At 52.2% G+C, this 22283-nt stretch carries 16 protein-coding genes; 10 read left to right on the top strand and 6 right to left on the bottom strand.

Annotation, left to right across the window (positions count from 1 at the left end; translation table 11 throughout):
• Positions 1-19: 19 nt before the first annotated feature.
• Genes WFK81_RS22370 through WFK81_RS22360 form a run of 3 tightly spaced genes read right to left on the bottom strand, consistent with a single transcriptional unit; the run spans position 20 to position 3220 of the window.
• Positions 20-1066, bottom strand: coding sequence for an ABC transporter permease (locus WFK81_RS22370; protein WP_336788595.1), 1047 nt, complete (start codon positions 1064-1066; stop codon positions 20-22).
• Positions 1041-2051, bottom strand: a complete 1011-nt coding sequence (locus WFK81_RS22365) for an ABC transporter ATP-binding protein (protein WP_336788594.1) — start codon at positions 2049-2051, stop codon at positions 1041-1043. The genes WFK81_RS22370 and WFK81_RS22365 overlap by 26 nt, the downstream gene beginning before the upstream one ends.
• Before the next feature lie 2 nt (positions 2052-2053).
• Entirely contained in the window at positions 2054-3220 is a 1167-nt protein-coding gene (locus WFK81_RS22360) for a COG1470 family protein (RefSeq protein ID WP_336788593.1), read from the bottom strand.
• A gap of 181 nt (positions 3221-3401) precedes the next feature.
• Here WFK81_RS22360 and WFK81_RS22355 point away from each other — a divergent pair, with 181 nt between their 5' ends.
• Together WFK81_RS22355 and WFK81_RS22350 are read left to right on the top strand one after the other, a co-directional pair.
• Positions 3402-3989 carry an RNA polymerase sigma factor gene (locus WFK81_RS22355; RefSeq protein WP_336788592.1) on the top strand — a complete coding sequence of 196 codons (588 nt, stop codon included), beginning with the start codon at positions 3402-3404 and terminating at the stop codon, positions 3987-3989.
• Complete coding sequence (locus tag WFK81_RS22350; protein ID WP_336788591.1) at positions 3986-4759, top strand: anti-sigma factor; 774 nt, start codon at positions 3986-3988, stop codon at positions 4757-4759. Before WFK81_RS22355 ends, WFK81_RS22350 begins: the two co-directional genes overlap by 4 nt.
• Here WFK81_RS22350 and WFK81_RS22345 read toward each other — a convergent pair.
• Entirely contained in the window at positions 4756-5589 is an 834-nt protein-coding gene (locus tag WFK81_RS22345) for a helix-turn-helix transcriptional regulator (protein WP_336788590.1), read from the bottom strand. The two genes, WFK81_RS22350 and WFK81_RS22345, sit on opposite strands and share 4 nt — an antisense overlap.
• 161 nt (positions 5590-5750) lie before the next feature.
• Here WFK81_RS22345 and WFK81_RS22340 point away from each other — a divergent pair, with 161 nt between their 5' ends.
• The 4 genes from WFK81_RS22340 (at position 5751) to WFK81_RS22325 (ending at position 15392) form a co-directional block, all read left to right on the top strand.
• On the top strand, positions 5751-7118 hold the full coding sequence (locus WFK81_RS22340; protein ID WP_336788589.1) for an MFS transporter: 1368 nt from the start codon (positions 5751-5753) through the stop codon (positions 7116-7118).
• A gap of 131 nt (positions 7119-7249) precedes the next feature.
• On the top strand, positions 7250-13870 hold the full coding sequence (locus tag WFK81_RS22335; RefSeq protein ID WP_336788588.1) for an S-layer homology domain-containing protein: 6621 nt from the start codon (positions 7250-7252) through the stop codon (positions 13868-13870).
• 155 nt (positions 13871-14025) lie between these two features.
• Entirely contained in the window at positions 14026-14598 is a 573-nt protein-coding gene (locus tag WFK81_RS22330) for a permease (RefSeq protein WP_336788587.1), read from the top strand.
• A 164-nt stretch (positions 14599-14762) separates the two neighbouring features.
• The gene (locus tag WFK81_RS22325; protein WP_336788586.1) at positions 14763-15392 is read left to right on the top strand and encodes a TetR/AcrR family transcriptional regulator; all 630 of its coding nucleotides are present in this window, start codon (positions 14763-14765) and stop codon (positions 15390-15392) included.
• Positions 15393-15479: 87 nt separating this feature from the next.
• Here WFK81_RS22325 and WFK81_RS22320 read toward each other — a convergent pair whose 3' ends face one another.
• The gene (locus WFK81_RS22320; protein ID WP_336788585.1) at positions 15480-17684 is read right to left on the bottom strand and encodes an Ig-like domain-containing protein; all 2205 of its coding nucleotides are present in this window, start codon (positions 17682-17684) and stop codon (positions 15480-15482) included.
• A 354-nt stretch (positions 17685-18038) separates the two neighbouring features.
• Between WFK81_RS22320 and WFK81_RS22315 the strand changes: the two genes are divergently transcribed.
• Positions 18039-18224: a hypothetical protein gene (locus WFK81_RS22315; RefSeq protein WP_336788584.1), complete on the top strand. Its 186-nt coding sequence runs from the start codon at positions 18039-18041 to the stop codon at positions 18222-18224.
• On the opposite strand, the gene WFK81_RS22310 is transcribed toward WFK81_RS22315, so the two are convergent.
• Positions 18201-19799 (bottom strand): GMC family oxidoreductase, encoded by a 1599-nt coding sequence (locus WFK81_RS22310; protein ID WP_336788583.1) that lies wholly within the window; start codon positions 19797-19799, stop codon positions 18201-18203. The genes WFK81_RS22315 and WFK81_RS22310 overlap by 24 nt on opposite strands.
• A 97-nt stretch (positions 19800-19896) precedes the next feature.
• On the opposite strand from WFK81_RS22310, the gene WFK81_RS22305 reads away from it, so the two are divergent.
• From WFK81_RS22305 to WFK81_RS22295, 3 genes are all read left to right on the top strand, one after another.
• Complete coding sequence (locus WFK81_RS22305) at positions 19897-20442, top strand: cyclase family protein (protein ID WP_336788582.1); 546 nt, start codon at positions 19897-19899, stop codon at positions 20440-20442.
• A 94-nt stretch (positions 20443-20536) separates the two neighbouring features.
• Positions 20537-20788 (top strand): hypothetical protein, encoded by a 252-nt coding sequence (locus WFK81_RS22300; protein ID WP_336788581.1) that lies wholly within the window; start codon positions 20537-20539, stop codon positions 20786-20788.
• 552 nt (positions 20789-21340) lie between these two features.
• Positions 21341-22273 carry a carbohydrate ABC transporter permease gene (locus WFK81_RS22295; protein WP_336788580.1) on the top strand — a complete coding sequence of 311 codons (933 nt, stop codon included), beginning with the start codon at positions 21341-21343 and terminating at the stop codon, positions 22271-22273.
• The last annotated feature ends 10 nt before the right edge of the window (positions 22274-22283 follow it).

Genomic DNA, 22283 nt, shown 5'->3' with positions numbered 1-22283 from the left:
GCGGGGAAAGCTTTTTTGGTTATGCCCGCGAACGGATTTCCTGGCGCATGAACAGCACGTAAGAGATGGCAAAGCAGATTGCCGTCTCGGCAATGAGACAAATAAGCTGCGGCCAGGACAGCAGGATGCTTTGCATAAGGGGCAGAGGACTTGCTATCGCCCCAACAACCTGCTCGGTGGTCAGCGGGCCAAGCGATCTGACGCCCGGCATCAGCAGCGTGCTGGTAGCCTCCGAGAACAGATAAGAAGGCGATACGCGGTTGAGCAGAAGCATCCCGTTAAAGTGGCTGATCTGCGCGCCGATGCCGGCCGAATCGGCGGGCGCAGTCGCTTTATCAATCAGTCCGATAATCATGCTGTAGAATACCGAGAAGAAAATCCAAAGCGCAATACCCGACAACGCGGATGTGGCCGTCTGCCTGAACCGGATGGAGAAGATAATCGAAAGGTTCAGCCAGAAGCCTACATAAACAATAGCTACGATGAGGAAGCATAGAACACGAAGTACTTCCTCCGGTGTTGGCGGATAACCGATAACAAACAGGCCAAGTCCCATGACAAGCAGCCCGAGTGAAAACAGCACCACAGAGATTAACAGCAGCGATGCCGTGAATTTCGCCAGGATAAAGTCATCCCGGTACAAAGGCTGCGACAGCAGCCTGCTCAGCGTTCCTTTGCTGCGCTCCGTATTGACGGCGTCAAAGCCGAGAGCGATCCCTATCAGCGGCCCCAGAAACGAGACGAAGGTGACAAACGTCGGCAGCGAGCCGTCCGAAGCGGTGAACATTTGCAGGAACAAAAAGGAGGTATCCGTCTGCTGCGATTTGACGCCCGCTTGAATAGCGGTCACTGCGGCATAGATGGAGCCAATGCAGGCCAACGTTATAATGCCGATTAGAATCGTGAAGCGCCAGCTCCGCAGATGGTCGCCGAATTCCTTCCGGACCAGCACCCAAAAGGGAGAGTAGTTGCGGCGCCGGCTTTCAGTCGTTTGAACCGGGCTGCCGTTTAATCGGCGGGCAAGCTTTTTCCAAAAGCCGCTATTGAATGCTGTTGCTGCGTTCAAGCTGTCCCCCTCCTTCGAAGTAACGGTGATAAATATCGTCCAGACCGTATTGCTTGCGGCGAATGCCGAACAAGGAAGCCCCGCAGTCGAGCACGGTCCGGGCCGCCTCCGAGGTTAGATCGCGCGTGCCCGTGATTACGGCTTCCAATGGCTGAACGCTGCTATAAGCATGATCCCAAGCGGCAGGACCTTTATACGTAAGAAGACCGTCAAGGCTGGAAAGGCGATCATCCAGCTCCTTGGACCATGGGGCGGCGGACAGCTCGACCGTGACGCTGCCGTCATCGTCCAGCTGCTTCGCCAAGGATTCGATGTTGCCGGAAGCAATCAGCTTGCCTTGAACAAACAAGCCTACCCGGTCGCATATTTGCTGAACCTGATGAAGATGGTGGGAGGACAGCAGGACGGTTAGCCCTTCGTTCCGGCTTAATTGTTCAATCAGCTCGAGCAGTTCGCGTACCCCTTCCGGGTCAATGCCAAGCGTTGGCTCGTCGAGAATAATAATTTCCGGCTTCTTGATCAGCACATCGGCAATGCCAAGCCTTTGCCGCATCCCTCTCGAGAATGCGCCAACCCTCTTGGTCAGCGTATGCTGAAGGCCAACCCGCTCAAGCAGCTCCAGTGCCTGAATCCTGGCATCCTCGATAGGAATGCCGTTTAGTCTTGCCGTTAGAAGCAAATTGTCAAGCGCCGTGCGGTCTTCATAAAATCCTACATCATCCGGCATATAGCCTACTCTTCGCTTCACCTCAAGCGGCTGCCTAGCCGGATCAAGCCCGCATACCCTGACTTTGCCGGAGCTTGGCTCCGTCAGTCCCAGCATCATCAGAATGGTTGTTGTTTTGCCCGCGCCGTTGGGGCCAAGAAGACCGTATACTTCCCCTCTTTGAATTGTCAGATCCAGCTGGTTCACGGCCGTTTGCTCGCCGTATCTTTTCGTCAGCCGGGACATTTCAATAATCGGTGCCTTGGCGAATGACTCCATCGTTACCGCCTCCCGAATTTACGGAATAAGCCGTAGATCGCCGCGATAACAGCCAGGATAATGACAATGCCGATCCAGCCCCAGAGGACCGAGGATTTCACGGCGACGCGGAACTGCGCATCGGCGGATTTTTCCGGGGCAGCAGCATTGACGTTCACCACGTAGTCGCCTGCGAGTGCTTTTTTATCCGCTTTAATGGTGGCTTGAACATGGGCGGTTTCTCCCGGCTTGATGGAAGCAATGGTCGAAGGCTCGAAGGTAACCTCCCAGTCGGTAGGACTTTCCGCGGTCATCGCCACTTGCTTAAGCTCCGCTGATCCTTTGTTGGTGACGACCAGGTCAAGCTTGCGCGTAGAGCCGGCGGTCACCTTTGTGCTTAATAGATCGTTAGGCGTCGTTAACGCAAGGTCGTAAGTGCCGGTTACGACGGCTTCTACCGTTGTGCTGCCGTTTGTAGAGTTATTGGAAGCGGATATAGGGATGTCATAAGTACCGGCCTTAACCGATTGAGGCGGTTTCGCGCTAATCGTAATCGTCTTCTGGCCGTTGGCGTCGACCTCAACCGAGGTCACGCTGTTGCTGCCGTCGCTGAACGTCACATCCCAGCCGGCGGCTGCGCCGGCAGCGAGCGCGTAGGTTTGTTTTTCGGCCGTGCGGTTGCGAAGCGTCGCGCTGAAGGTAAAGGTAGAATCCGAATGCCCCTGCATATTGGGCTGATCCGTCGTTAGCTCGGTCCGGAAGGTACCCTGCTCGGAGACTTGAACGGCAAGCGGCAGAACGCTGCCGTCCGCATTCATTTGAAACTGGTATACGCCTTTGTTAATTTCGAGCGGAACATCCAGCTGCAGGTTTACGGTCTGCGATTCACCCGGTTTAACCGCGATTTTGCTTACGGTACGCCCTCCGGCCGTCAGCTCGTAATCCCACTTGTTGCCCTTCTCGTCGAAACCAAGATCCACCGTCTGGGTAGACGAGCCGTGGTTGATAATATCCACCGAATATGCGATCGAATCCCCCGGCGGCGCGGACAATTGAAGATACGGCGTATACAGCTCTACCGCCGCTGCTGCCGAGACCGGCATTGCGCCTGCTCCCAATGAGACGGCACCTAATGTCATTCCTAGCGCAAGCAAGTATTTAGCGCTTTTTTTGCGGCATGCTTGAAGCATGCGATCCCCTCCTGTAGCTTGGAAATTTTGACTGCATCGCCTTGAAGCGTACGTAATCGGTACGAACGGAAACGAAAATTGGATTTACGAACCTGAAAAAAAATTTATTTTTCCTCCGGCGAAAAATCTGGTACAACGTTAGGTAGATAAGGTTGATCCGGTTAACGGGGGAGGAATGGCGATGAGCCGCTTGGAGGATATGAGCGAGGTTCTTCGCGACATGTGCGAAGGCGAGGTAAATGCCTTTGACCGGTTTTATGCCCGATATGCGCCGCTTGTCATGCAGGTTGCGCTGCGTATGCTGGGAGAACGGATGGAGGCGGAGGATGTTTGCCATGATGTGTTTCTTGAAGTGCTGAGGCGGGGGAAGGATTATAATCCCGGGCGCGGATCGCTGGAGGCATGGCTGGCGGTTATGACCAGGAGCCGCTCGCTTGACCGTCTGCGCAGATCGAAACGGATAGCCGAGAAGGATAAAGAGCTTGGGCAGGACGCCGCAGCAAGCAGCCGAAGTTCGGAGGAAATCGCCTTGCAGCGTTTGGAGCAAGAGGAATTAAACGAAGCGCTTATGAAGCTGCCCCGTAATCAGCGGGACGCGGTCGCATACAGCTATTACAGCCCGCTTACGCAGAAGGAGCTGTCCGCTGCCTGGAACGTACCGCTTGGCACCGTAAAATCGTGGGTGCGATACGGATTAAACAATATGAGGAAGCATCTGGAGCGAAGGGGAAGCGACCGGAATACCGGAGTAGAGGAGGGGCGGAGATGACCGGCAAGCCGAAAGACCAATGTGCGGTTGGATATAGCGAAGAACAATGGATTGATTGGCTGCTCGGGAAACAGACCGGCGTGAGATACGCCCAGATGGCCAATCATTTAAATACATGCTGTGCCTGCAGGGAAAAAGTATCCGAGTGGCGGTCTATTCTTGCGCCTGCTGCTGCAAATGAAGGAATTTCACAAACCGCTGAAGACAGACTTCCGTCGGATCGGATCCGTAGGAGCTTGAGATCCCATGTTCAGCGACGCGGTATCGTTAAACGGCTGCGAAGCGGCTGGACTTCCCGCAGCAAATGGGCGGCCGCGCTTGTCTCCGCCGTCATTTTCGTCGTCTGTGCGGCCTCGCTCTATAACAGCGTCCGGCAGCCTGCCGATCAGCGCAATGATTACGTCGCCGCGCACGAGCCCGAAGCATTGGGCTTTATAAACGCACCGGAGACGGCCAGTTATAAAGTGCATCCGTTTAACAATGAGCTGGGCGAAGGGTATATCTGGTTTAACAGCGACTCCGGCGAAATGCTGGTTCTGCTTGACGGCATGTTGTCGAGCCGCGATTACGACATACAAGCATGGGCGCTGGAAGGCGGCAGCCGGGTAAACCTGGGATTGCTCGAGCAATCGGAGAAGAAGCACGCCCATCTCTATGTGAAAGCCGGGGCATTGGTAAACGCAAGCCAGCTTGCGCTTACGATCGAACCTTCCGGCGGCAGTAAATCGCCAACTTCACCGGATGCGTTTCTGTTTAAGATGGAGCATTAGTGCTTGCGCAGCAGCTGCTCCATCTTGGAGACGGTCTGTTCATCAGCCGGGAGGTTAACAGTGACGGTAAAGTGGGGGGAGTCCGATACGATAAAGGAAAGCTGGTTAAACTCGAGAGTTCCGGCTTTCGGATGATAATTGATCTTTCTCCCTTCCGGTCCGTTCAGCACGTCATGCTGCGGCCACCATTCCCGGAATTCGTCGCTTGTTCGCTGCAGCTCGTCAATCATCTCCAGCCACCAGGCGTCGCCCGGGAATTTGGCGTAACCGGCACGGAATTGCGCAAGCCTGTGCCGCGCATGCTTCTCCCAGTTCTCCTTCAGAAGCTCCCGGACGCCGGGCAAATGGAAAGAACGCCATACGGTGTTGCGTTCGCGCTCCGACATCGAATCGAAAGGACCGTAAATGAGATTTGCGGCTTTATTCCATGCTCTAATAATCAGACGTTGATCGGTTATAAAAGCCGGACTTGTACCTTGGCGGTCAAGGAAGCTTTGCAAATTGTCGTCGATCCTGTTTTCTTCCAAGGCGGGGTCAGCCGGAACCTGCTGGATAGCCAGCAGGAACAAATGCTTACGCTCATCGGCATCCAGCTGGAGCGCGCGGCTGATGCAATCCAATACTTGAGCGGATACCTGAATCGGACGGGCCTGCTCCAGCCATGTATACCAGTCCACGCTTACGCCGGACAGCATAGCTACTTCCCCGCGTCTTAGCCCGGGTGTCCGCCTTCGCCCGCTGGCCGGCAATCCGGCTTGCTCCGGGGACAGCCGGGCTCTCCGCGTCTTCAAGAATTGCGCAAGCTCTTTTAATCTTACCGAGTCGTCCATGCTACAGAACCTTCCTTCTTCTTCCCGTTATGAAATGAAATGCTTATTTAAATTCTATCGTAGAAGAAAAACTCCTAGGATAAGCTCTCCTCTTAAGCTCTTGTCGGATTCATTATACACTCTATGGGAATTCGACATGAAGAGTAAGGTAGGGGAAAACAATGGAGAAAGCTTTACAACAAGTATCCGGCGGAAGCAGGCTGCTGCTGCTCGGACTATCGCTTGGCTATTTTATGGTGCTGCTGGATATGACGGTCGTTAGCGTTGCCCTTCCGGCGATCCACGAAGATCTCGGTGGAGGGCTCATCGATCTCCAATGGGTCGTGAATGCCTATACGATCGTGTTTGCCGGGCTTTTGCTCTCAATGGGAGTGTTCGCAGACCGATTGGGAGCCAAACGGGTCTATGTCGGCGGTCTCATCCTGTTTCTTGCCGCATCGGCTGCATCCGCGGTCGTATCAACTATAGGAGCGCTCATCGTATTGCGGGCTATTCTTGGAATCGGGGGAGCAGCTTTGCTGCCGGCCTCGTTAACGTTATTGTCTCATGCCTATCCCGTGCCGAGAGAACGGGCCAAGGCGCTAGGAATATGGACGGCAGTTACGGGAGCCGCAATGGCGGCAGGACCTGTGATTGGAGGAATACTCGTGGACTCGTTTGGCTGGCGGAGCATCTTCCTGCTTAATGTACCGATTGCCGCGGTAAGTCTGCTGTTGACTTGCATGCAGGCAGAAGAGACTCCTCGATCCGCGCATAAGAGCTTTGATGCGGGCGGGCAGGTAACCGCTTTGGCTACCATAGCTGCGTTATCTTTTAGTCTGATGGAGGGACAGTACTATGGCTGGGGCTCTCCCGTTATTTTGGGAACGGTTGGTTTGGCGGCTTTGAGTATGATCCTGTTTGTCATTATTGAGGCAAAAGGTTATGCTCCGCTGTTTCCTATAAGCTTGTTCAAGAACAGCACCGTTTCTACGGGGCTGATAGCCGGAATGGCCATTAATGCGGGATTGTCTGGTGTACTGTTTGTATTGCCTTTATACTTCCAGCAGAGTAAAGGATTATCGGCTCATGCGGCCGGCCTGTCCCTGCTCCCGATGATGCTGCCGCTGGCCTTTAATCCGATTCTGACCGGACGGATCGTCAGCCGGATTGGCGCGCGCAAGCCTATGGCGGCAGGATTTGGCCTTGGAGCAGCGGGGACGCTGATTCTGGCATGGACCCATTCCGGCACAAGCTATGCTTGGAGTTGTATTGGCTTGCTGTTAATAGGCTTTGGAGTTTCTCTTGTCATTCCTTCGCTGATGGCGGCGGTGATGTCCTCCGTAGCGAGGGAACAGACTGGCGCGGTATCCGGGGCGATTAACGCAAGCCGCCAGTTGGGATCGGTTCTTGGTGTTGCCTTGCTTGGAGCGGTATTGAACGGCAGTCAGTCGTTTCTATCTGGCATGCAGCTCTCTTTTATCCTGATTGCGATATTGCTCTCCGGAGGTTCCGTGCTGACCCTTGCCGTATTCGGCAAGAAGAGATAAAGCTTCTATGCGCTGGCAAGCATCATAATATAACACCTAATATTCCCAATAATACACCTCGTCCTGTAAACCCTTACATTCTAAGATGGGAGATGCAACTAATCCTTGACGAGACTTAAGGGGGAGTACGAATGGCACGAAGCAAGGCGATGCTGTCCGCTTTGATGGCGCTGCTGCTGCTGTTGACGGCGTTTCCGGTATATGCGGCCGACAATGATAACAGTCAAACAGTCGCTGCGGTTAGCAGCGGGTCAGACAGCTATGTGCGGATCAAGAACAAATGGAAAAGCAATTATTTGTATGAGGGCTCGGACGGCGTTGTCCGTTACGGCTTTACGGCGATGGACAACGAGAGCTCCCATTGGCTGATTGAAGAAAGCGGCGGGGTGAAGCGGATCAAAAACCGCGCGACCGGCCATTACATCACGATGGAGGATACGAAACAGCGGAGGAGTCCTCTCTACAGCCGAAACCTTTCAACAAGCACCACGTCTGATCAATGGATCCTTGCGGATTCCAGCCGGGCCGGTTATATCATTATTAAGAATGCCGGCGACCCGTCCGCGAACCTGGTCATTCACCAGGAAGACCAGCTCGGATTTGCCGAAGTCAGCGGCGATATCAATATCACGTTCGAAAGCCCGCAATGGGCGCTGGAGCCGGTTGATCCGGCAGGCGTTCCGGTACGAATCGTTAATCAGTTCAAGGCCGGGCAATATTTGTACGAAGATAAAGACGGCTTTGTCAAATTCGGCGCTGCCGGCGGCATTACCGACCCGGCAACTCATTGGTACATGGAAACGGTTGAAGCAAAGGAAGACGGAAGCTCGGTCGTCCGCTTGAGGAACCGCGCGACCGGGCATTACATTACGCAAGGCGATGAAGGTTGGATGCAGCTTAAAGCAATCGCGCAAGACGGCACGAAAAGCGAGTGGACGATGGCGGCGGCATCAAGCGCGGGCTTCGTTACTTTCGCAAACGTATTTGCTGCACAAGGAGAAACCCCGTTAAATTACGTGCTGAATACCCAGTTCCCGGATGATACCAATGTCCGTGCCAATGACTGGGCCCAGCCGGCATGGGGAAGCGCGCAATGGCGGATCGATATGGCGGCGGATGTTCAACCTGTCCGGATAGCAAGCTATTCCGACGATGCGGCGGGGGCTTCTTATCTGTATGAGAATAACGGTATTGTTCAATACGGAGCGCTGGACGGCACGAATGCAGGCAGTTACCTCTATCAATGGATAATGGAAGATTTCGACGGCAAGACGCTTATCCGTAACTTGGCAACCGGCCATTATATCCGGAGCGGGTCGGCCCGGCCGACAGATCCTCTGACGGCGGATAAACTTTCAGCTATCGATTCTTCTTACGAGTGGACAATAGCATCTTCAAAAATCTACGACGATTATAAGACGATCCAAAGCGCTAGCGGAGCCAATGTCTATCTGCATAACGCGGATGCAACGGGTTCTGCCCAAGCGGGCACGGTTGATCCGAATACAAATCCGGCGCAATGGCTGGTTGCCGATGCATCGGCAGCAACGGATGGTTCCCCGCAATTTGTGCGCATTATGAATGAATGGCAATCCATGTATCTGTACGAGGATTCGCAGGGCAATTTGAAATACGGCAATATCCGCGAGGACGATCAGCGGGATCAATGGGTCATTGAGCGGTTCCAGGGCCGCAAGCGGATCAAGAACCGAGCGACCAACCATTATATCAACCTGCAAAATGTAACGGACGGTCATATCAAAGTATCCGACGTGGAGGACGACTGGAGAAGCGCCGTATGGGTCATCGAGGATAAAGGCGGCGGCTCCAGGCTGATTCATAGCGTTCTGGACGTAAACGACGCAGAGGGCTCGCAGAAATTCATCAACCTGCAGAACCTGACCAAATATGCCGAGTACGGCATTATTAATCCGAACTGGGGCAGCCCGCGCTGGCGCTTTATCAATGTGCCGGAGGCTGCGCCAAGCAATCTTCGGATCAAGAGCAAGCTGACCGGCGGTTATCTGTACGAAGTGACGGAAGCCGGCGCGGATTTAGGCAAATTGAAATTTGCCGATATTCCCGAATCCGAAACCTCGTCGATCTGGTTCCCGGAAGACGCAGGCGACGGAGTTGGATCGGTAAGGCTCAAAAACCTCGCAACCGGCCATTACGTTTCGATGGAGGGCGTCGGCGGTTCGGTCGAGCAGGACGCGCCGGACTTCAAGCTGGTTGCGGAAAACATCTACCCGCAATGGGGCAGCGCCAAGTGGTACCTGCAGGACAGCGCAAATGAAGGCTATGTGAATATGAAGAGCGCTTGGGCCGGCCATTATGTCTATGAGGCGAGCGGGGGCGATGCAGGGTATGCGAAAGTAAGCAAGCTTGTTGCCGGCAATGCTGAAGGGCAGTTCGCGGCGGAAGCGGTTGAGGTGCCGAAAGCGCCGCTGCCAGCCGTTCCCGTCCGGATCAAAAATGCCGCAACCGGCCAATTCCTTTACGAGAACCATGGCGGCGTTGTGCTGTACGGCAACGTGGATGCGGATAACGGCTACTCGCATTGGCTGCTTGAAGCAGATAACGGATCTTACCGGATCCGCAACCGCGTAACCGGTCATTACGTCTCGGTAGACGATAATTACCGCTACATCACGAGCGGAGCATTGGAAAGAGCGGCGGCAAGAGCGGATTGGTCCATCGAGCCGCAAGGCACGACCTATTTGATCCGCAGCTTATACGGCAGCTTTGACGATGAATATATCAATGTGCAAAATAGTGCGGGCTACGCGGAACGCGGCTTGTTCCCTGCATCCTACGGGACGCTGCAATGGAGCTTTGACAACGCGCCGGTTGACTTTAGGGCGCCGGTAATGGGCGATGAGCGGAACGAAGTGACCGGCACTCCGATTTTTAACGATACCAATTACATCACCATAACGGCAAGCGGTAAAAATCTAGCTGAATCAAACGGCACGGCGGTTATAACGGCAAGCTCCGGCCCGGGTAATTCTAGCGCGGAATGGCTGCTGCAGGACTACAATGGTCGCAAGCTGATCAAGAACCGCGCTACGGGCAAGCTGCTGTCGCTGGACCTTACTCTCAAAGAAAGTGCGGCTATTACGGATGCCGAGCAGTGGGTTATGGAAGAGCGGTTGGGGCATTTTGCTCTAGTTAATGCGGCAGATAAGAAGGGAGCCTTGCATGTAGAGGGCGGTGCGCTGCATTACGGCGAAGTCGCTTCCCCGGCCGTTTGGAGTTTTACTCCGGTGCAAGACAAGGTTGTTTACGAAGCGGAGAACGCCTTCCACAGTCAAAGCATCTCGGCGGCAGCTTTATCGGAAGGTTATACGGGCACGGGTTATCTAGCGGGCTTGAAGAATAAAAGCGACCTGATCCGCTTTGTTGTGAACGCGGAAGAAGCAGGTGCTTACGAGGCTTTCATACGTTACCTGGGAAGTCAAACCGGTACCCTGAAAGTAACGGTTAACGGTATTCCGTCTGATGACGTAAACCTCCCTGCGGGTTCGAGCTGGAAGAACGCCAAGTTGTCGCTTGATCTTCGCGTAGGCGTAAATACGGTTACGGTACAGGGAGCATCAGGCAGCGGCGGCTATTCCATTGATTCGCTCTCCATTGATCATGCGGTGAATCTGGCTTATCGCGGAGCGACCGTTCCTTACGTTACTTACGAAGCGGAGCATGCGGCTACCAATGCCGCATTGATTGGGCCATCCCGAGTATACCGCGACATGGCCTCCGAAGCTTCGGGCAGACAGGCGGTTTCGCTTAAGGAGACCGGCGAATATGTAGAGTTTACCCTCGCTCAGCCTGCTAACTCTATCGTCTTGCGTTATGCGATTCCGGACAGCGCGGACGGCAGCGGCCTGCAGGAAACGCTAGGTCTTTACGTAAACGGCGAATTTAAGCAAAAGCTGAATTTGACTTCAAAATATGCTTGGGAATACGGCAGCTATCCTTGGTCCAATGATCCGAAGCAGGGCAGCGCGCACCGCTTCTTCGACGAGATCCATGCGCATATCGGCGATGTGCCTGCCGGTGCAACGATCCGGTTGGAGAAAGACAAGGACAGCACGGCGGATTACTACGTAATCGATTTGGCCGACATGGAGCAGGTTGCGGATCCTTTGACCATGCCGGATGGCTTCCTCTCCGTTGCGGATTACGGCGCAACCGCCGATGACGGCGCGGATGATACGGCAGCCTTTAACGACGCCATGGCAGCAGCCAAAGCAGCAGGCAAAGGCGTCTGGTTCCCGGCGGGTACGTTTGAGCTTCGCAGCAGCCTGCTGCATGTCAGCGACGTGACGATCCGCGGTGCGGGCATGTGGTATACCACGCTTCTTGGAGCCAGATTTATCGGCGATGGCGGACATACCGAAGTGTATGACCTGCTCGTTGACGGCGACTTGAATGTGCGCGATGACGAAGCAAGCACGCATGGCTTCGAAGGCGAATTTGGCCCAGGCTCCGTTATCCAGAATGTATGGATTGAGCATTCCAAGACGGGGCTCTGGCTGACGCGACTGAAAGGAAGCACCGGCTATACGGACAGCTTGCATATGGTTGGTCTCCGAATGCGCAATCTGATGGCGGACGGCATTAACTTCTGTGTCGGAACGAGCAATAGCATGCTAGAGCAAAGCGACATCCGTTACCCGGGTGACGACGGCATTGCGATGTGGTCCGCGGAAGGCGTAGCCAGCGTAAATAATACGGCGCGTTTTAACACCGTATCTCTTCCTTGGCTGGCTGATAATATGGTTATTTTCGGCGGTAAAGACAATAAGCTGACCGACAATATCGCCAAAGACACCATTACTAACGGTGCGGGCGTAGCCATATCGACACGTTTCAATCCGGTGCCGTTCAGCGGTACAACGGTGGTTGAACGCAATACGCTGATTCGCACGGGCAGCTTCGATACAGGCTATGGCATGAATCTTGGCGCGATTTGGGTATTCGCAAGCGAGAAGGATCTGAACGGTACTGTACGCATCCGGAATAACACGGCTCTCAACAGCACGTATGCCGGACTGCTTGTTCATGGCAACTTTAACGTGAGCGGCGTTTCCATCGAAAATACGGTTATTGACGGTGCGGGTACAAACGGGGTAGATGTTACTCCTAACGTAAAAGGCTCCGTTATTGCGGATAACCTTATCGTGCGCGGTGAACGGATCTCTGTTGTGAATGATTCGAATCCGGGCTTTGCTTTCGAGGAGCAGAACGAAGGCTTTGCAAGCCTGTTAAAACCGTTCCGGTTCGCGGTTGGAAATGACCGTATCGGTCCTTTCGAGATGGAGAAACGGGCTTCGGAAGCGGTTCACGTCTATAACCGCAGCGGAGAGGACGTGACGGGAGAAGCGGTTATCACGACTGATAACAGCAATATTGCTTATCTGGATAACGGAGTATTAAAAGCAGTGCGTCCAGGGAATGCAATAATCTCCGTCACCTATAAAGGCATCAAACGGGTATTTACGCTTCAAGTGACAGGCGAGGAAGACAGCAGCACAGGTACGAATCCGGGCAACACGGGCGATACTGACGGCAACGGCAAGGATGTCATTGCGGCAGCTGGGAAGCCGGAAGACAATGACCTAGCCTTGAAAAACAAAGTCAACGACGGACATTCTGTCGTTACGGTTGATATCGGTGCTTCAGCGGCATCCGGCAAAGCAGCCTTTACGGTAAAAGCATTGCTGGCGCTGGCCGGCTCCAAGCCGGATACGGTATTGGTTGTGAAGAGCAAGCAGGGAAGCTTCACGTTCCCACTGAAGCAGCTAGCCCTGATCCTCAAGGCTAACGGGATTACAGATACGGCTAACGCGATTTGGACCTTCTCGATCCAATCGCCTGCGGCCGATCTGACAGCCAAGCTGAATAAGGATGCGGCAGACCAAGGCGTAACGACGGTTGGCTCTGCGCTGGATTTCAGCATCACGGTTCAATCCGGCGCGCAAACGGTTGTTATTGCAAGCTTTGGCGGCGTTTACGTGGAAAGAACCATTGCGGTAGACGGCGCGCAGGATGCAGGCCAATTAACCGTATTGGTCTATGACCCGGCAAAAGGTACGTTTAGTTCGGTACCTGCCCTTATTGCCGTGAAGGACGGCAAGACCGTTGCGGCCATTAAGAGCATGGGCAACAGTATTTATACCGCTGCAAAGCTGGAACGTGCCTTTACGGATACGGCAGTCCATTGGGCTAAAGCGGACATTGCCCTCCTTGCAGGCAAAGGTATTCTGAACGGCGTATCGGCAGACAAGTTTGAACCGGAACGCGCGGTAACCCGTGCCGAGTTCGCCGCAATGCTTGTTCGCGCTTTAGGCCTTCGCCAGATTGGCGAGGCACGCATCTTTAAGGATGTTCCAGCCGGCAGCTGGTATGAGGAAACGGTGAAGCTCGCATCAGGTGCGGGCATCATCAATGGTTATGAGGACGGATTCTTCCGTCCAAACAGCAAAGTAACCCGCGAAGAGATGGCGATGATGGCCGTTAAGGCCATGGAGCTGGCAACAAGCAGCAAGCTTGCCGCAGCTGGCTTGAACTACAAGGATGCCGGCCAAATCTCCAATTGGGCATCCGATGCGGTTGGCAAAGCGACCGGGGCAGGGCTGCTAAAAGGTTTGCCAGACGGCTCCTTTGCACCTGCAGGCAGCGTAACCCGCGCCGAAGCCGCAACGCTTCTGAAACGTTTGCTGGTAGCGGCAGGGTTGTTGAACGGATAAATTAGCGAGCAAAAAAAAAGCGACTGTGCTGACATGCACGGTCGCTTTTTTCGATACAGACAAAAAAGAGTTGACAAATAAAGTAACCACTGGTTATATAATAACCAGTGGTTTGTAACCGTTGGTTATTATATGGGATGGGAGCGTGAATAAGCATGTTTGCAGGACATTTTGGTTTGGCCGCAGGTGTAAGAGCCAAGACGCCGGAGGTACCGTTGTGGGCGTTAATGTTGGCAACGCAATTATTGGACGCCGTATTCGTTCCGTTGTATTTAACGGGGATTGAGACGATAGACACGCCGTTTGGCGGCGGATACGGCAAGGGAATCATCCATGCGGATTATACCCACTCGTTATTAGGAGCCATGATCATCGCTGTATTAGCGGGAATGTTAGCCAAAAAATGTTGGGGCAGGAAGGCCGGCTTTGTTTTAGGCGCGGTCGTCTTCAGCCATTGGTTGCTTGACCTCGTCGTTCATCGAGCGGATATGCCGATCCTCCCCGGAAATTGGGGGAACCTGCCCTTATTAGGTTTTGGGGTATGGAAATTAGAAGGGCTGTCCATCGCCCTAGAGCTGCTCCTGCTAATAATTGGTTTCATCCTGTATATGAGGTCAGCTTTACGAAAAGCAGGAGGAACAAGGGTGAAGGAGGCGATTCTATCATCGATTGTACTCGGAATCATGCTGGTCTTCGCATTGGCAACGGACGTTTTAAGTCTATTTTAAAAGGAGTCGATTGCCGTGAGTTTTATCTTGTTTTTGCTAATCTTTACGCTGCTTTGCGGATGGCTGGATAACAAAATTACCCGTTAAGCCGTTCGTCCGGATTGACTCTAGGCCTAACCGTTGGTTACAATTTCTTTAGTTTTAGATGAAGAGGTGGACCAAAGGTGACATCCAGACAAGTACTAAGGTCGGAGGAAACGAAGAAAAGCATCCTTGCCGCGGCAAGCGAGTTATTCAGCAACCGCGGGTATGACGCCGTAACCATGCGCGATATAGCCAGACTGGCAGGATGCTCGCATACGACCATCTATATTTATTTCAAAGATAAAGAAGATTTGCTGCATCAGCTCTCTATGCCGCCCGTTCAATACCTCATAGGCAAGATTGAGGAAATCATGATTCAATCGCTGTTACCGGATGACAAATTGAAGAAGATGAGTCTGATGATCATCGAATTCTGTCTGACCAACCGCAGCTTATACGGGGTGTTTATTAATACAAAGTCGGAAAGAGTGGATGAAAAAAATCCGAAGCTTGAAATCAATCTGGCTCGAAACCAGTTGTTCGAGAAGCTGACGCTAATCATCCAAGAGTGCTTGGAAAATAGACTTCGCGATGAACAACTTTTGATGTATACGCGTATTTATTTTTTTACGTTGTATGGCATCATTGCCACGTATGCTCCGTCCGAAGAAACGGTGAAGCAGCTGATGGATAGGCTGACCCCAACTTTTGAAGCGTCATTTGACGTGATGTTGAGCGGATTAAGAAAGAGGGCGGATGAAGCCAGCTGACAGGCACATCTTCCCCAAAAGCGAAACAAAGCCTTGCCATCAACGTCTTAACGTTGAGAGCAAGGCTTTTTGTTTAACCGTATCGGGTTATTTCACCGTGATCCGAATGGAGGCGGATTTACCGCCGAAGGCTGCTTTAATCGTTGCGCTGCCTTGGCGAACCGCCGTGATTTTGCCATCCTTGACGGTTGCGATCGACGTATTGGAGGAAGTCCAAGCTGCGCTGCTTGTCGCGTTCGCCGGGTTGCCCGTATAGTAGATGGCTTGCGCGCTGATCGTCAAAGTGTCGCCTGCCGACATCTGCGCGGATTTACTCGAGAGCTGCAATGATTTCAGCTTTGGCGTAACCGCGACAGGGACTTCAACCGTTTTGCCTTGGTATTTGCCCGTCACCTTGGTTGTACCGACATCAAGGGCCTTAACGGATGATGAACCGCTAATTGCAGCAACATTCTCGTTTGCAACAACCCAGTTCATTTTGGTACCGATGGAAACCTTCTTGCCATCCTTGTAATAGCCCGTGACCTTAACCGCTTTGGATCGTCCCGGATTCAGCTCAAGCTTCGTTGGCTCCACAACCATCTTAACGATTTCCTCTTCGATCTTTACTCGAACGGAGACGGTTTTATTCAGATAGCTGCCTGTTAAAGTTACGTTTGATGCCTCCAGGCCTTTTAACGTCTTTTCCAGCAAAACGATATTGTCGGATGTCGTATTCCATTCCATCGCTTCGGAAATATCGGCTTCCGTGCCGTCCTCGTAGACGACCGTTACGTTTGGAAGATTCGTTTCTTTACCCAAAATAATGCTCAAGTCTTTGGCTTCGGATAGAAGCTTAATTGGCTTCAAATGAACAACAAGCTTTACCGTGGCCTTCAGATCCTGTACAGTTCCCGTGAAGGTTGTCTCCCCAAGCTTCTTGGCTGTCCAGACGCTGTCCTTAAGCTCAGCAATATCATCGTCTGAAACGGTCCATTTCACAAGCTTCGAGACGTCGACGCTGGAGCCGTCGAACGTTGTTGCCGTTACTTTCGGAAGCTCGCCTTCGATCCCTTTGAAGCCGTCAATCAACGATTTTTCAGCCTTCAGCTTGGTAATGCTCGGATATACCGTCACATCGATACTGCGGCTAACGCCCCGGTAAGCTACCGTAATCTTGGTGGTGCCAACCGCTTTCGCAATGACTTTGCCTTGATCAACGGTAGCGACAGTAACATCGGAAGAAGTCCAGGCTCCTGCGGCAGTAATGTCCGAGGTTACGTTCGAATTGCTGAGTACCTCCGCTTTGATCTGCAGAGGAGCGTCCTGCAATTGCATATGGTACTCTTTCTCCGGAGCAATCTTGATGGACTGGTAAGGAGTCCGGACGACAACCGTGAGCGTGTCCGTCACTCCAAGATGAGAGACGGTGACGGTCGTTTTGCCTGCGCTTACGGCAGTTAAGACGCCTTTATTCACCGTAAGTACTTTGGTATTGGCGCTTATCCATTTGGCAGCGTTTGTTACGTTAGAAGTCTCGCCGGATTTCAGAACGGCGTCTGCTTCCAGCTTGTAATCATCGCCGCCAATTTCAAGCTCCAACAGATCGTTAGCCGCTTCCGGAGTAATAGCGATGGATTTGTAAGGCGACGAGATCGTCAGCTTAATAGAGTCTGACTTGCCCTTATGCTTCGCCGTGATCGTAACCGTGCCCGCACCAACAAGCGTGATGCGGCCGTCATCGACGGTAGCGATAGACGAGCTTGAAGTTGTCCAGGTCGCATCGTCCGTAATGTTCTGACCGTCTCCGTCAAGCGTAAAGACTAGCGACTGCCCAAGAAGTACGTCCGTTAAGGCAGCGGGAGCAGCTTGTCCATTTTGCATAATCGTAACCTGGTCGTATACGAAATCCGAAGTCGCTTTGATCGATAAGGAGAACCCTTTATAGGCAGCGGTGATGGTAGCTGTGCCTTTGCCTATGCCGCTTAACACGCCTTTATCAACTTTGACTATAGAGCTATTGGATGATTTCCACGTTACGTCGGCCGTTACGTCTTTTTTGGATGCTGAGCCCGATATGGACGCAAGCACGGTGAGGTCAACTTTGCCGTCTTCGACGTACATTTCCAGCGATGATGTGCCTGCATTGTAGTCCGACTCCGCGTAGCTCCATTCGATGCCTGTTACGGTATCCGTCGTCGCGGCATGCGCAACTCCATCAAGACTAGTCATGACAAGCGTCATGGTAAGCACGGCTGCCAGCCAGCCGCGAACCAGCTTGAACGACAGAATTCCTCTGATGTTTTCCTTCACTAATTCCCTATCCTTTCCTTGGAAAATGTTTACTGCTTATTCTTGTTAACGGCATTTGAGAATAAAAAATAAACCGCTGCCGCTAAATTTACTATATGTAAACATAAAGAAGAAACCGACCGCCGGCTTTTGCCTTTATGGATTCTGGCATATTTTTCATCTAAGTCTCTTAACGAAAAGTGAGTAACTTTAGTTGCATTGCGTATGGAAATTAAACATCCGGCGCACAGGAAATGAAATGACAGTGAATCCTGCGGATCCGAACACGATTCCGAAGTTTGTCGATCCACTGCTGATTCCGCTATCCTGCGGCCGGTAAAGAAGGTAAAAGGCAAACCTTACTATGAGGTGCGAATGCAGCAGAACGAGCAGCAGGTCCACCGGGATTTTTCGCCTACGCCGATTTTGAGGTGCAACGGCATGTGGCCGGGACCAACGATCGTGGCGAGCCGAAGCCAACCCATCAAGGTGCATCGCGCCGCTGCCGGCACCTTCATCGTCCGCATGGGGAAGCGGCTATTCTTCTTCGGTTTCAAATAACCGTCCCCGATTTAGTAACCTCTTGGCAACCGTGTAACCGATCAAATACGCGGCAGCGGACGTATTGCCGTCAACCGTAAACGGTATGACGGAGGCATCCGCAACGATTAAATTCTTCACCCCATGTACGCCCCCGAGCCGATCCACAACTCCCCCTCTCTTTAAAGGCGCCATGCGAAGGGAGCTTTGCTGATGATGGTTGTGCTCGAAATTTTGTTTAATAAATTCCTCCAGCTTATGGTCATTGTCAATTACATCGGGCGTTGGCGAAACGAGGCGGTAAGAGGGGTCGATGGAGGCCAATTCGGCTGCTATATTTTTGACATAGATTTTATAAATATTTTTTACGGCTTCCATATCGGATGGATCCGTCATAAAACCTTCATCCCCAAGCACGATTTTAAGCGGATCCTTATTTTGTATTTGTATGGATCCGCGGCTCTTCGGCTTTAAATAAATCAATGTCAACGTTAACATGCCTTCCGTGCCTAAGCCCAGCATTTGCACCGCTCGGCGTTCATGATTCGAACCGGTTGGATCGGGCAAAAAGGCTCCTCCGGTGTAAAGGGCATTGCTATCATTCGGAGGCAATGCAGCGTCATCGGGGTTTGTTGTAAATACCGCAAAGTTGAGTGTGTGGTTTCTTAGACTCCGGCCCACATTCGGATTGTTGAATATGCAGGGAATACCTGCCTCCCTTAGCATGGAAGCGGGCCCGATGCCGGACAGCATTAACAGCTGAGCACTATTGATGCCTGCCGAAATAATGATCTTTTTTCTAGCCTCGGCTTTTTGCTGCTTACCGTCTTGTAGAAACTCAACGGCCTTGGCACGTTTGTTTGAGAAAATAACTCGCAGAGCCGTGGAGTTGAACAACACTCGCAGACGACGTCCATTTACTCCCCGGCCATCCGGCTTCATAATGTCTTGAGAAAGAAAGGCGGCGGATGAGTTTTCCCGGCGGCCGTTCGGATTTTGGTACAATTGCCAGCGAGAAAAGGGGCCGAGAGGCGTGTCCGGGTCATTATAATCTAGAATTTCCGGGAATCCCGTTGCTTTCTCAATGGCCGCTACCAGTTTCTTTGCCATCGAAGTCGGATGGTTCGGGGCTTGCCGAATATCAATTCTTCCGTGATATCCGCGGGCAGCAGGATTGTCGGTCTCCCCATTATACTTTTCTAACTCCTTAAATCGCCGGACAGCCTGCTGGGGAGACCATTGAGGCCCTAATAATCGTTCCCACTCCTTCATCACTGCCGAGGTAGGCCGTACATATTGCTCCCCGTTGATCGAGGAGCCCCCTCCCAGAAGCCGGCCGGTGGTCCATTCAAACATACGGTCATCCAGTCCTGTCTGAGGAATACCTTCGCCTTGCCAAAAATATTGCGGGTAATATTGCTCCTCCAGCTCCAAAGCCATGGTCGAATCTGTGATCGGTTTATCCTTATCGTTATTGGCCCCGGCCTCGAGGAGCAATACGGAGGTTTTCTTGTCATCGGTGAGGGTTTTGGCGATTACCGCACCGGCGGGGCCAGTTCCGACGACGATATAATCATATATCCGATTCATAGTCATACATTCTCCTTAGTTAGACTAATGTATGATATTGCCCTTCGATGTCCAATGTGCCGTTAATGCGGTATATAATAGTCTGCAGAAGGGGGACGGTTATATGAGAGTAATTGATTTGTCGGTACCCATTGCTGATGGAATGGCCGTATATCCCGGCGATCCGGAAGTTAAGGTCAAGGTAGCACATACATACGAAAGACATACTTGGCAATTGCGGCATCTTTCCATGGGCAGCCACACCGGGACACATGTGGATGCTCCATCTCATATGCATGCTGGTGCCGCAACCTTGGATGAGCTGCCGGTAGAGCGATTTTTTGGGGTTTCGCGTTTAGTGCGGGTTGGAGATTCTTCATGGCCGGAAGGGCGGGGGTTGTTTTTCTTCGAGTCGGCCGGGCTGGAATGCTTTCATCGGCTCGCTGCGCTGCGACCACCTTTTGTTGGCGGTGAATTGACGGAAGAATTGGAGCGGGCATTGCTCGGGATCAACATCGTAACCTATACGGGACTGCAGGGATTGAATCGTCTTCCCGATGATACGGACTTTAAGTTTTACGGGTTTCCGCTGCGGATCGCCGGCGGCGACGGGTCGCCGGTTCGGGCAGTTGCCGTAATAGAAACGGAAGAGAAAGAGGAGTTGTCTTAAGGACAGCTCCTCTTTATTTATAGCTTCTAAATATCGGCTGCCAAGACATACTGTGATATTCTTAAGTTGAAATTCAAAGAAGGAGGCAAATAGGATGGATCAACACGGTCCAGTCGTCATCCTGCTTCAGATCGTTGTCCCGCTGGCGGTGATCATTCTTTTAACTTACAAGTACATCGATTATTGCACCAAATCCACGCATTTTGTCTGCCCGGCATGCCGTAGTCGATTTAAGTTATCGAAGAAGGATTTCGCTTTTGCCTTAAAAACGGGAGTAATCAATCAACGGATCGTTACTTGTCCCGTTTGCGGTTATAAAGGCAGTATGCCAATTGTGAAGGACTAATAGCTACAGGAATTAAGTCCAGGAGGAAAACAAGTTTGATTCCGGCAACGAAAATACTCATACATTTGATCCATTCGTCCGAACCGCTAAATACTGGAGTATTTAGCGGGGAATTAAGAATTCACACCCTACAAAACTGCCCCAGGCTGCCCCATCATGGGGCAGTCTCTTTTTTCTAACGAAACTACGTATCGCTATTTGCCCAAAATGGGAGGCTTTCTATTTCTAACGAAACTACGTATCGTTATTCCCGGCTTTTACCCCGTTTTTAGCGACGAAATGCATCAATAGCGATATATAGTTTCGTTAGATTTGGAAAACCGCTGTTTTTCGCCAAATAGCGTTACCACGTTTCGTTAGAATCCGGAAGAACCCCCGATCCCCCCGATCCCCATGTCCCCGGGCAACGCAACGTTCGACGAGTCCCCAGCCAAGAAGTCAATTCTAACAAGAAAAAAGTAAAAATAACGGCATAGGTCGCGTTCCCTCATTCTCTATAATAAAAACAACTTCACTACTTCCTACTATTCTAAGAAATTCGAGGTGCTTAAGATGGAGACTTCACCGCAAATGATGGGCAAGCTGGAGAAGCCGAAAAAAGTACGCTCGCTGCAAAGCGGAGAGACGCTGGCCGGATGGCTGTTCGTGAGCCCGATGCTCATTGGCGTATGTATTCTCGTTCTTCTTCCGATTGTTGCGACAATCGTACTCAGCTTCGCCGACTGGAACTTTGTTCAGGGCTGGAAAGGGATTGACTGGGTCGGCTTCGGCAACTTCAAGAAGCTGTTCCATGACGATCAGTTCATCCGTTCGGTACGCAATAACTTTATCTTCCTGCTAGCTGTACCGATCTACATGCTGATTTCCATGGTGCTCGCCGTCATCATTGACCGCCATGTTTACTTGAAAAGCTACTTCAAGGTTGCTTACTTTATGCCTTACATCTCCAACATTGTTGCCGTAGCGATCGTGTGGCAGGTATTGTTCCAGCCGTCTTTCGGCCCGATCAACCAGATTCTGCACACGCTTGGCGTAAGCAATCCGCCGAAGTGGATCGCGGATCCGCATTTCGCGCTTGCCTCCATAATGATGATTGTCGTATGGACATCGATTGGCTTCAACATGATTATTTACATCGCCGGTCTGCAGTCGATTCCGAAGGATCTGTACGAAGCGGCCGATATTGACGGGGCGAACGGCTGGATCAAATTTTCGCGCATTACGTTCCCGCTGCTGTCCCCAACATCGTTCTTCCTGCTTGTAACCGGCATTATCTCGACCTTTAAAGTATTCGACATTATCGCGGTTATGACGCAAGGCGGGCCAATCGGCTCCACGTCGCTGATGGTATGGTATCTGTACGATACGGCATTCGTGAATTTGAAGGTCGGCTATGCATCGTCGATCGCGGCCATGCTGTTTATTTTCGTCCTTCTCATTACCTTCGGACAATGGCTTGCGCAGAAAAAATGGGTTAATTACTAACGGAAGGAGA

It is taken from the genome of Paenibacillus sp. MMO-177 (assembly GCF_037147795.1).
GTDB lineage: Bacteria > Bacillota > Bacilli > Paenibacillales > Paenibacillaceae > Pristimantibacillus.
This window is presented reverse-complemented; position numbering and strand designations above follow the sequence as displayed.

Coding starts and splice junctions, on each gene's coding strand:
- WFK81_RS22335 (WP_336788588.1), top strand. CDS start 7,250: ATGGCACGAAGCAAGGCGATGCTGTCCGCTTTGATGGCGCTGCTGCTG.
- WFK81_RS22305 (WP_336788582.1), top strand. CDS start 19,897: ATGAGAGTAATTGATTTGTCGGTACCCATTGCTGATGGAATGGCCGTA.
- WFK81_RS22360 (WP_336788593.1), bottom strand. CDS start 3,220: ATGCTTCAAGCATGCCGCAAAAAAAGCGCTAAATACTTGCTTGCGCTA.
- WFK81_RS22350 (WP_336788591.1), top strand. CDS start 3,986: ATGACCGGCAAGCCGAAAGACCAATGTGCGGTTGGATATAGCGAAGAA.
- WFK81_RS22340 (WP_336788589.1), top strand. CDS start 5,751: ATGGAGAAAGCTTTACAACAAGTATCCGGCGGAAGCAGGCTGCTGCTG.
- WFK81_RS22330 (WP_336788587.1), top strand. CDS start 14,026: ATGTTTGCAGGACATTTTGGTTTGGCCGCAGGTGTAAGAGCCAAGACG.
- WFK81_RS22365 (WP_336788594.1), bottom strand. CDS start 2,051: ATGGAGTCATTCGCCAAGGCACCGATTATTGAAATGTCCCGGCTGACG.
- WFK81_RS22300 (WP_336788581.1), top strand. CDS start 20,537: ATGGATCAACACGGTCCAGTCGTCATCCTGCTTCAGATCGTTGTCCCG.
- WFK81_RS22345 (WP_336788590.1), bottom strand. CDS start 5,589: ATGGACGACTCGGTAAGATTAAAAGAGCTTGCGCAATTCTTGAAGACG.
- WFK81_RS22310 (WP_336788583.1), bottom strand. CDS start 19,799: ATGACTATGAATCGGATATATGATTATATCGTCGTCGGAACTGGCCCC.
- WFK81_RS22315 (WP_336788584.1), top strand. CDS start 18,039: ATGCAGCAGAACGAGCAGCAGGTCCACCGGGATTTTTCGCCTACGCCG.
- WFK81_RS22295 (WP_336788580.1), top strand. CDS start 21,341: ATGGAGACTTCACCGCAAATGATGGGCAAGCTGGAGAAGCCGAAAAAA.
- WFK81_RS22355 (WP_336788592.1), top strand. CDS start 3,402: ATGAGCCGCTTGGAGGATATGAGCGAGGTTCTTCGCGACATGTGCGAA.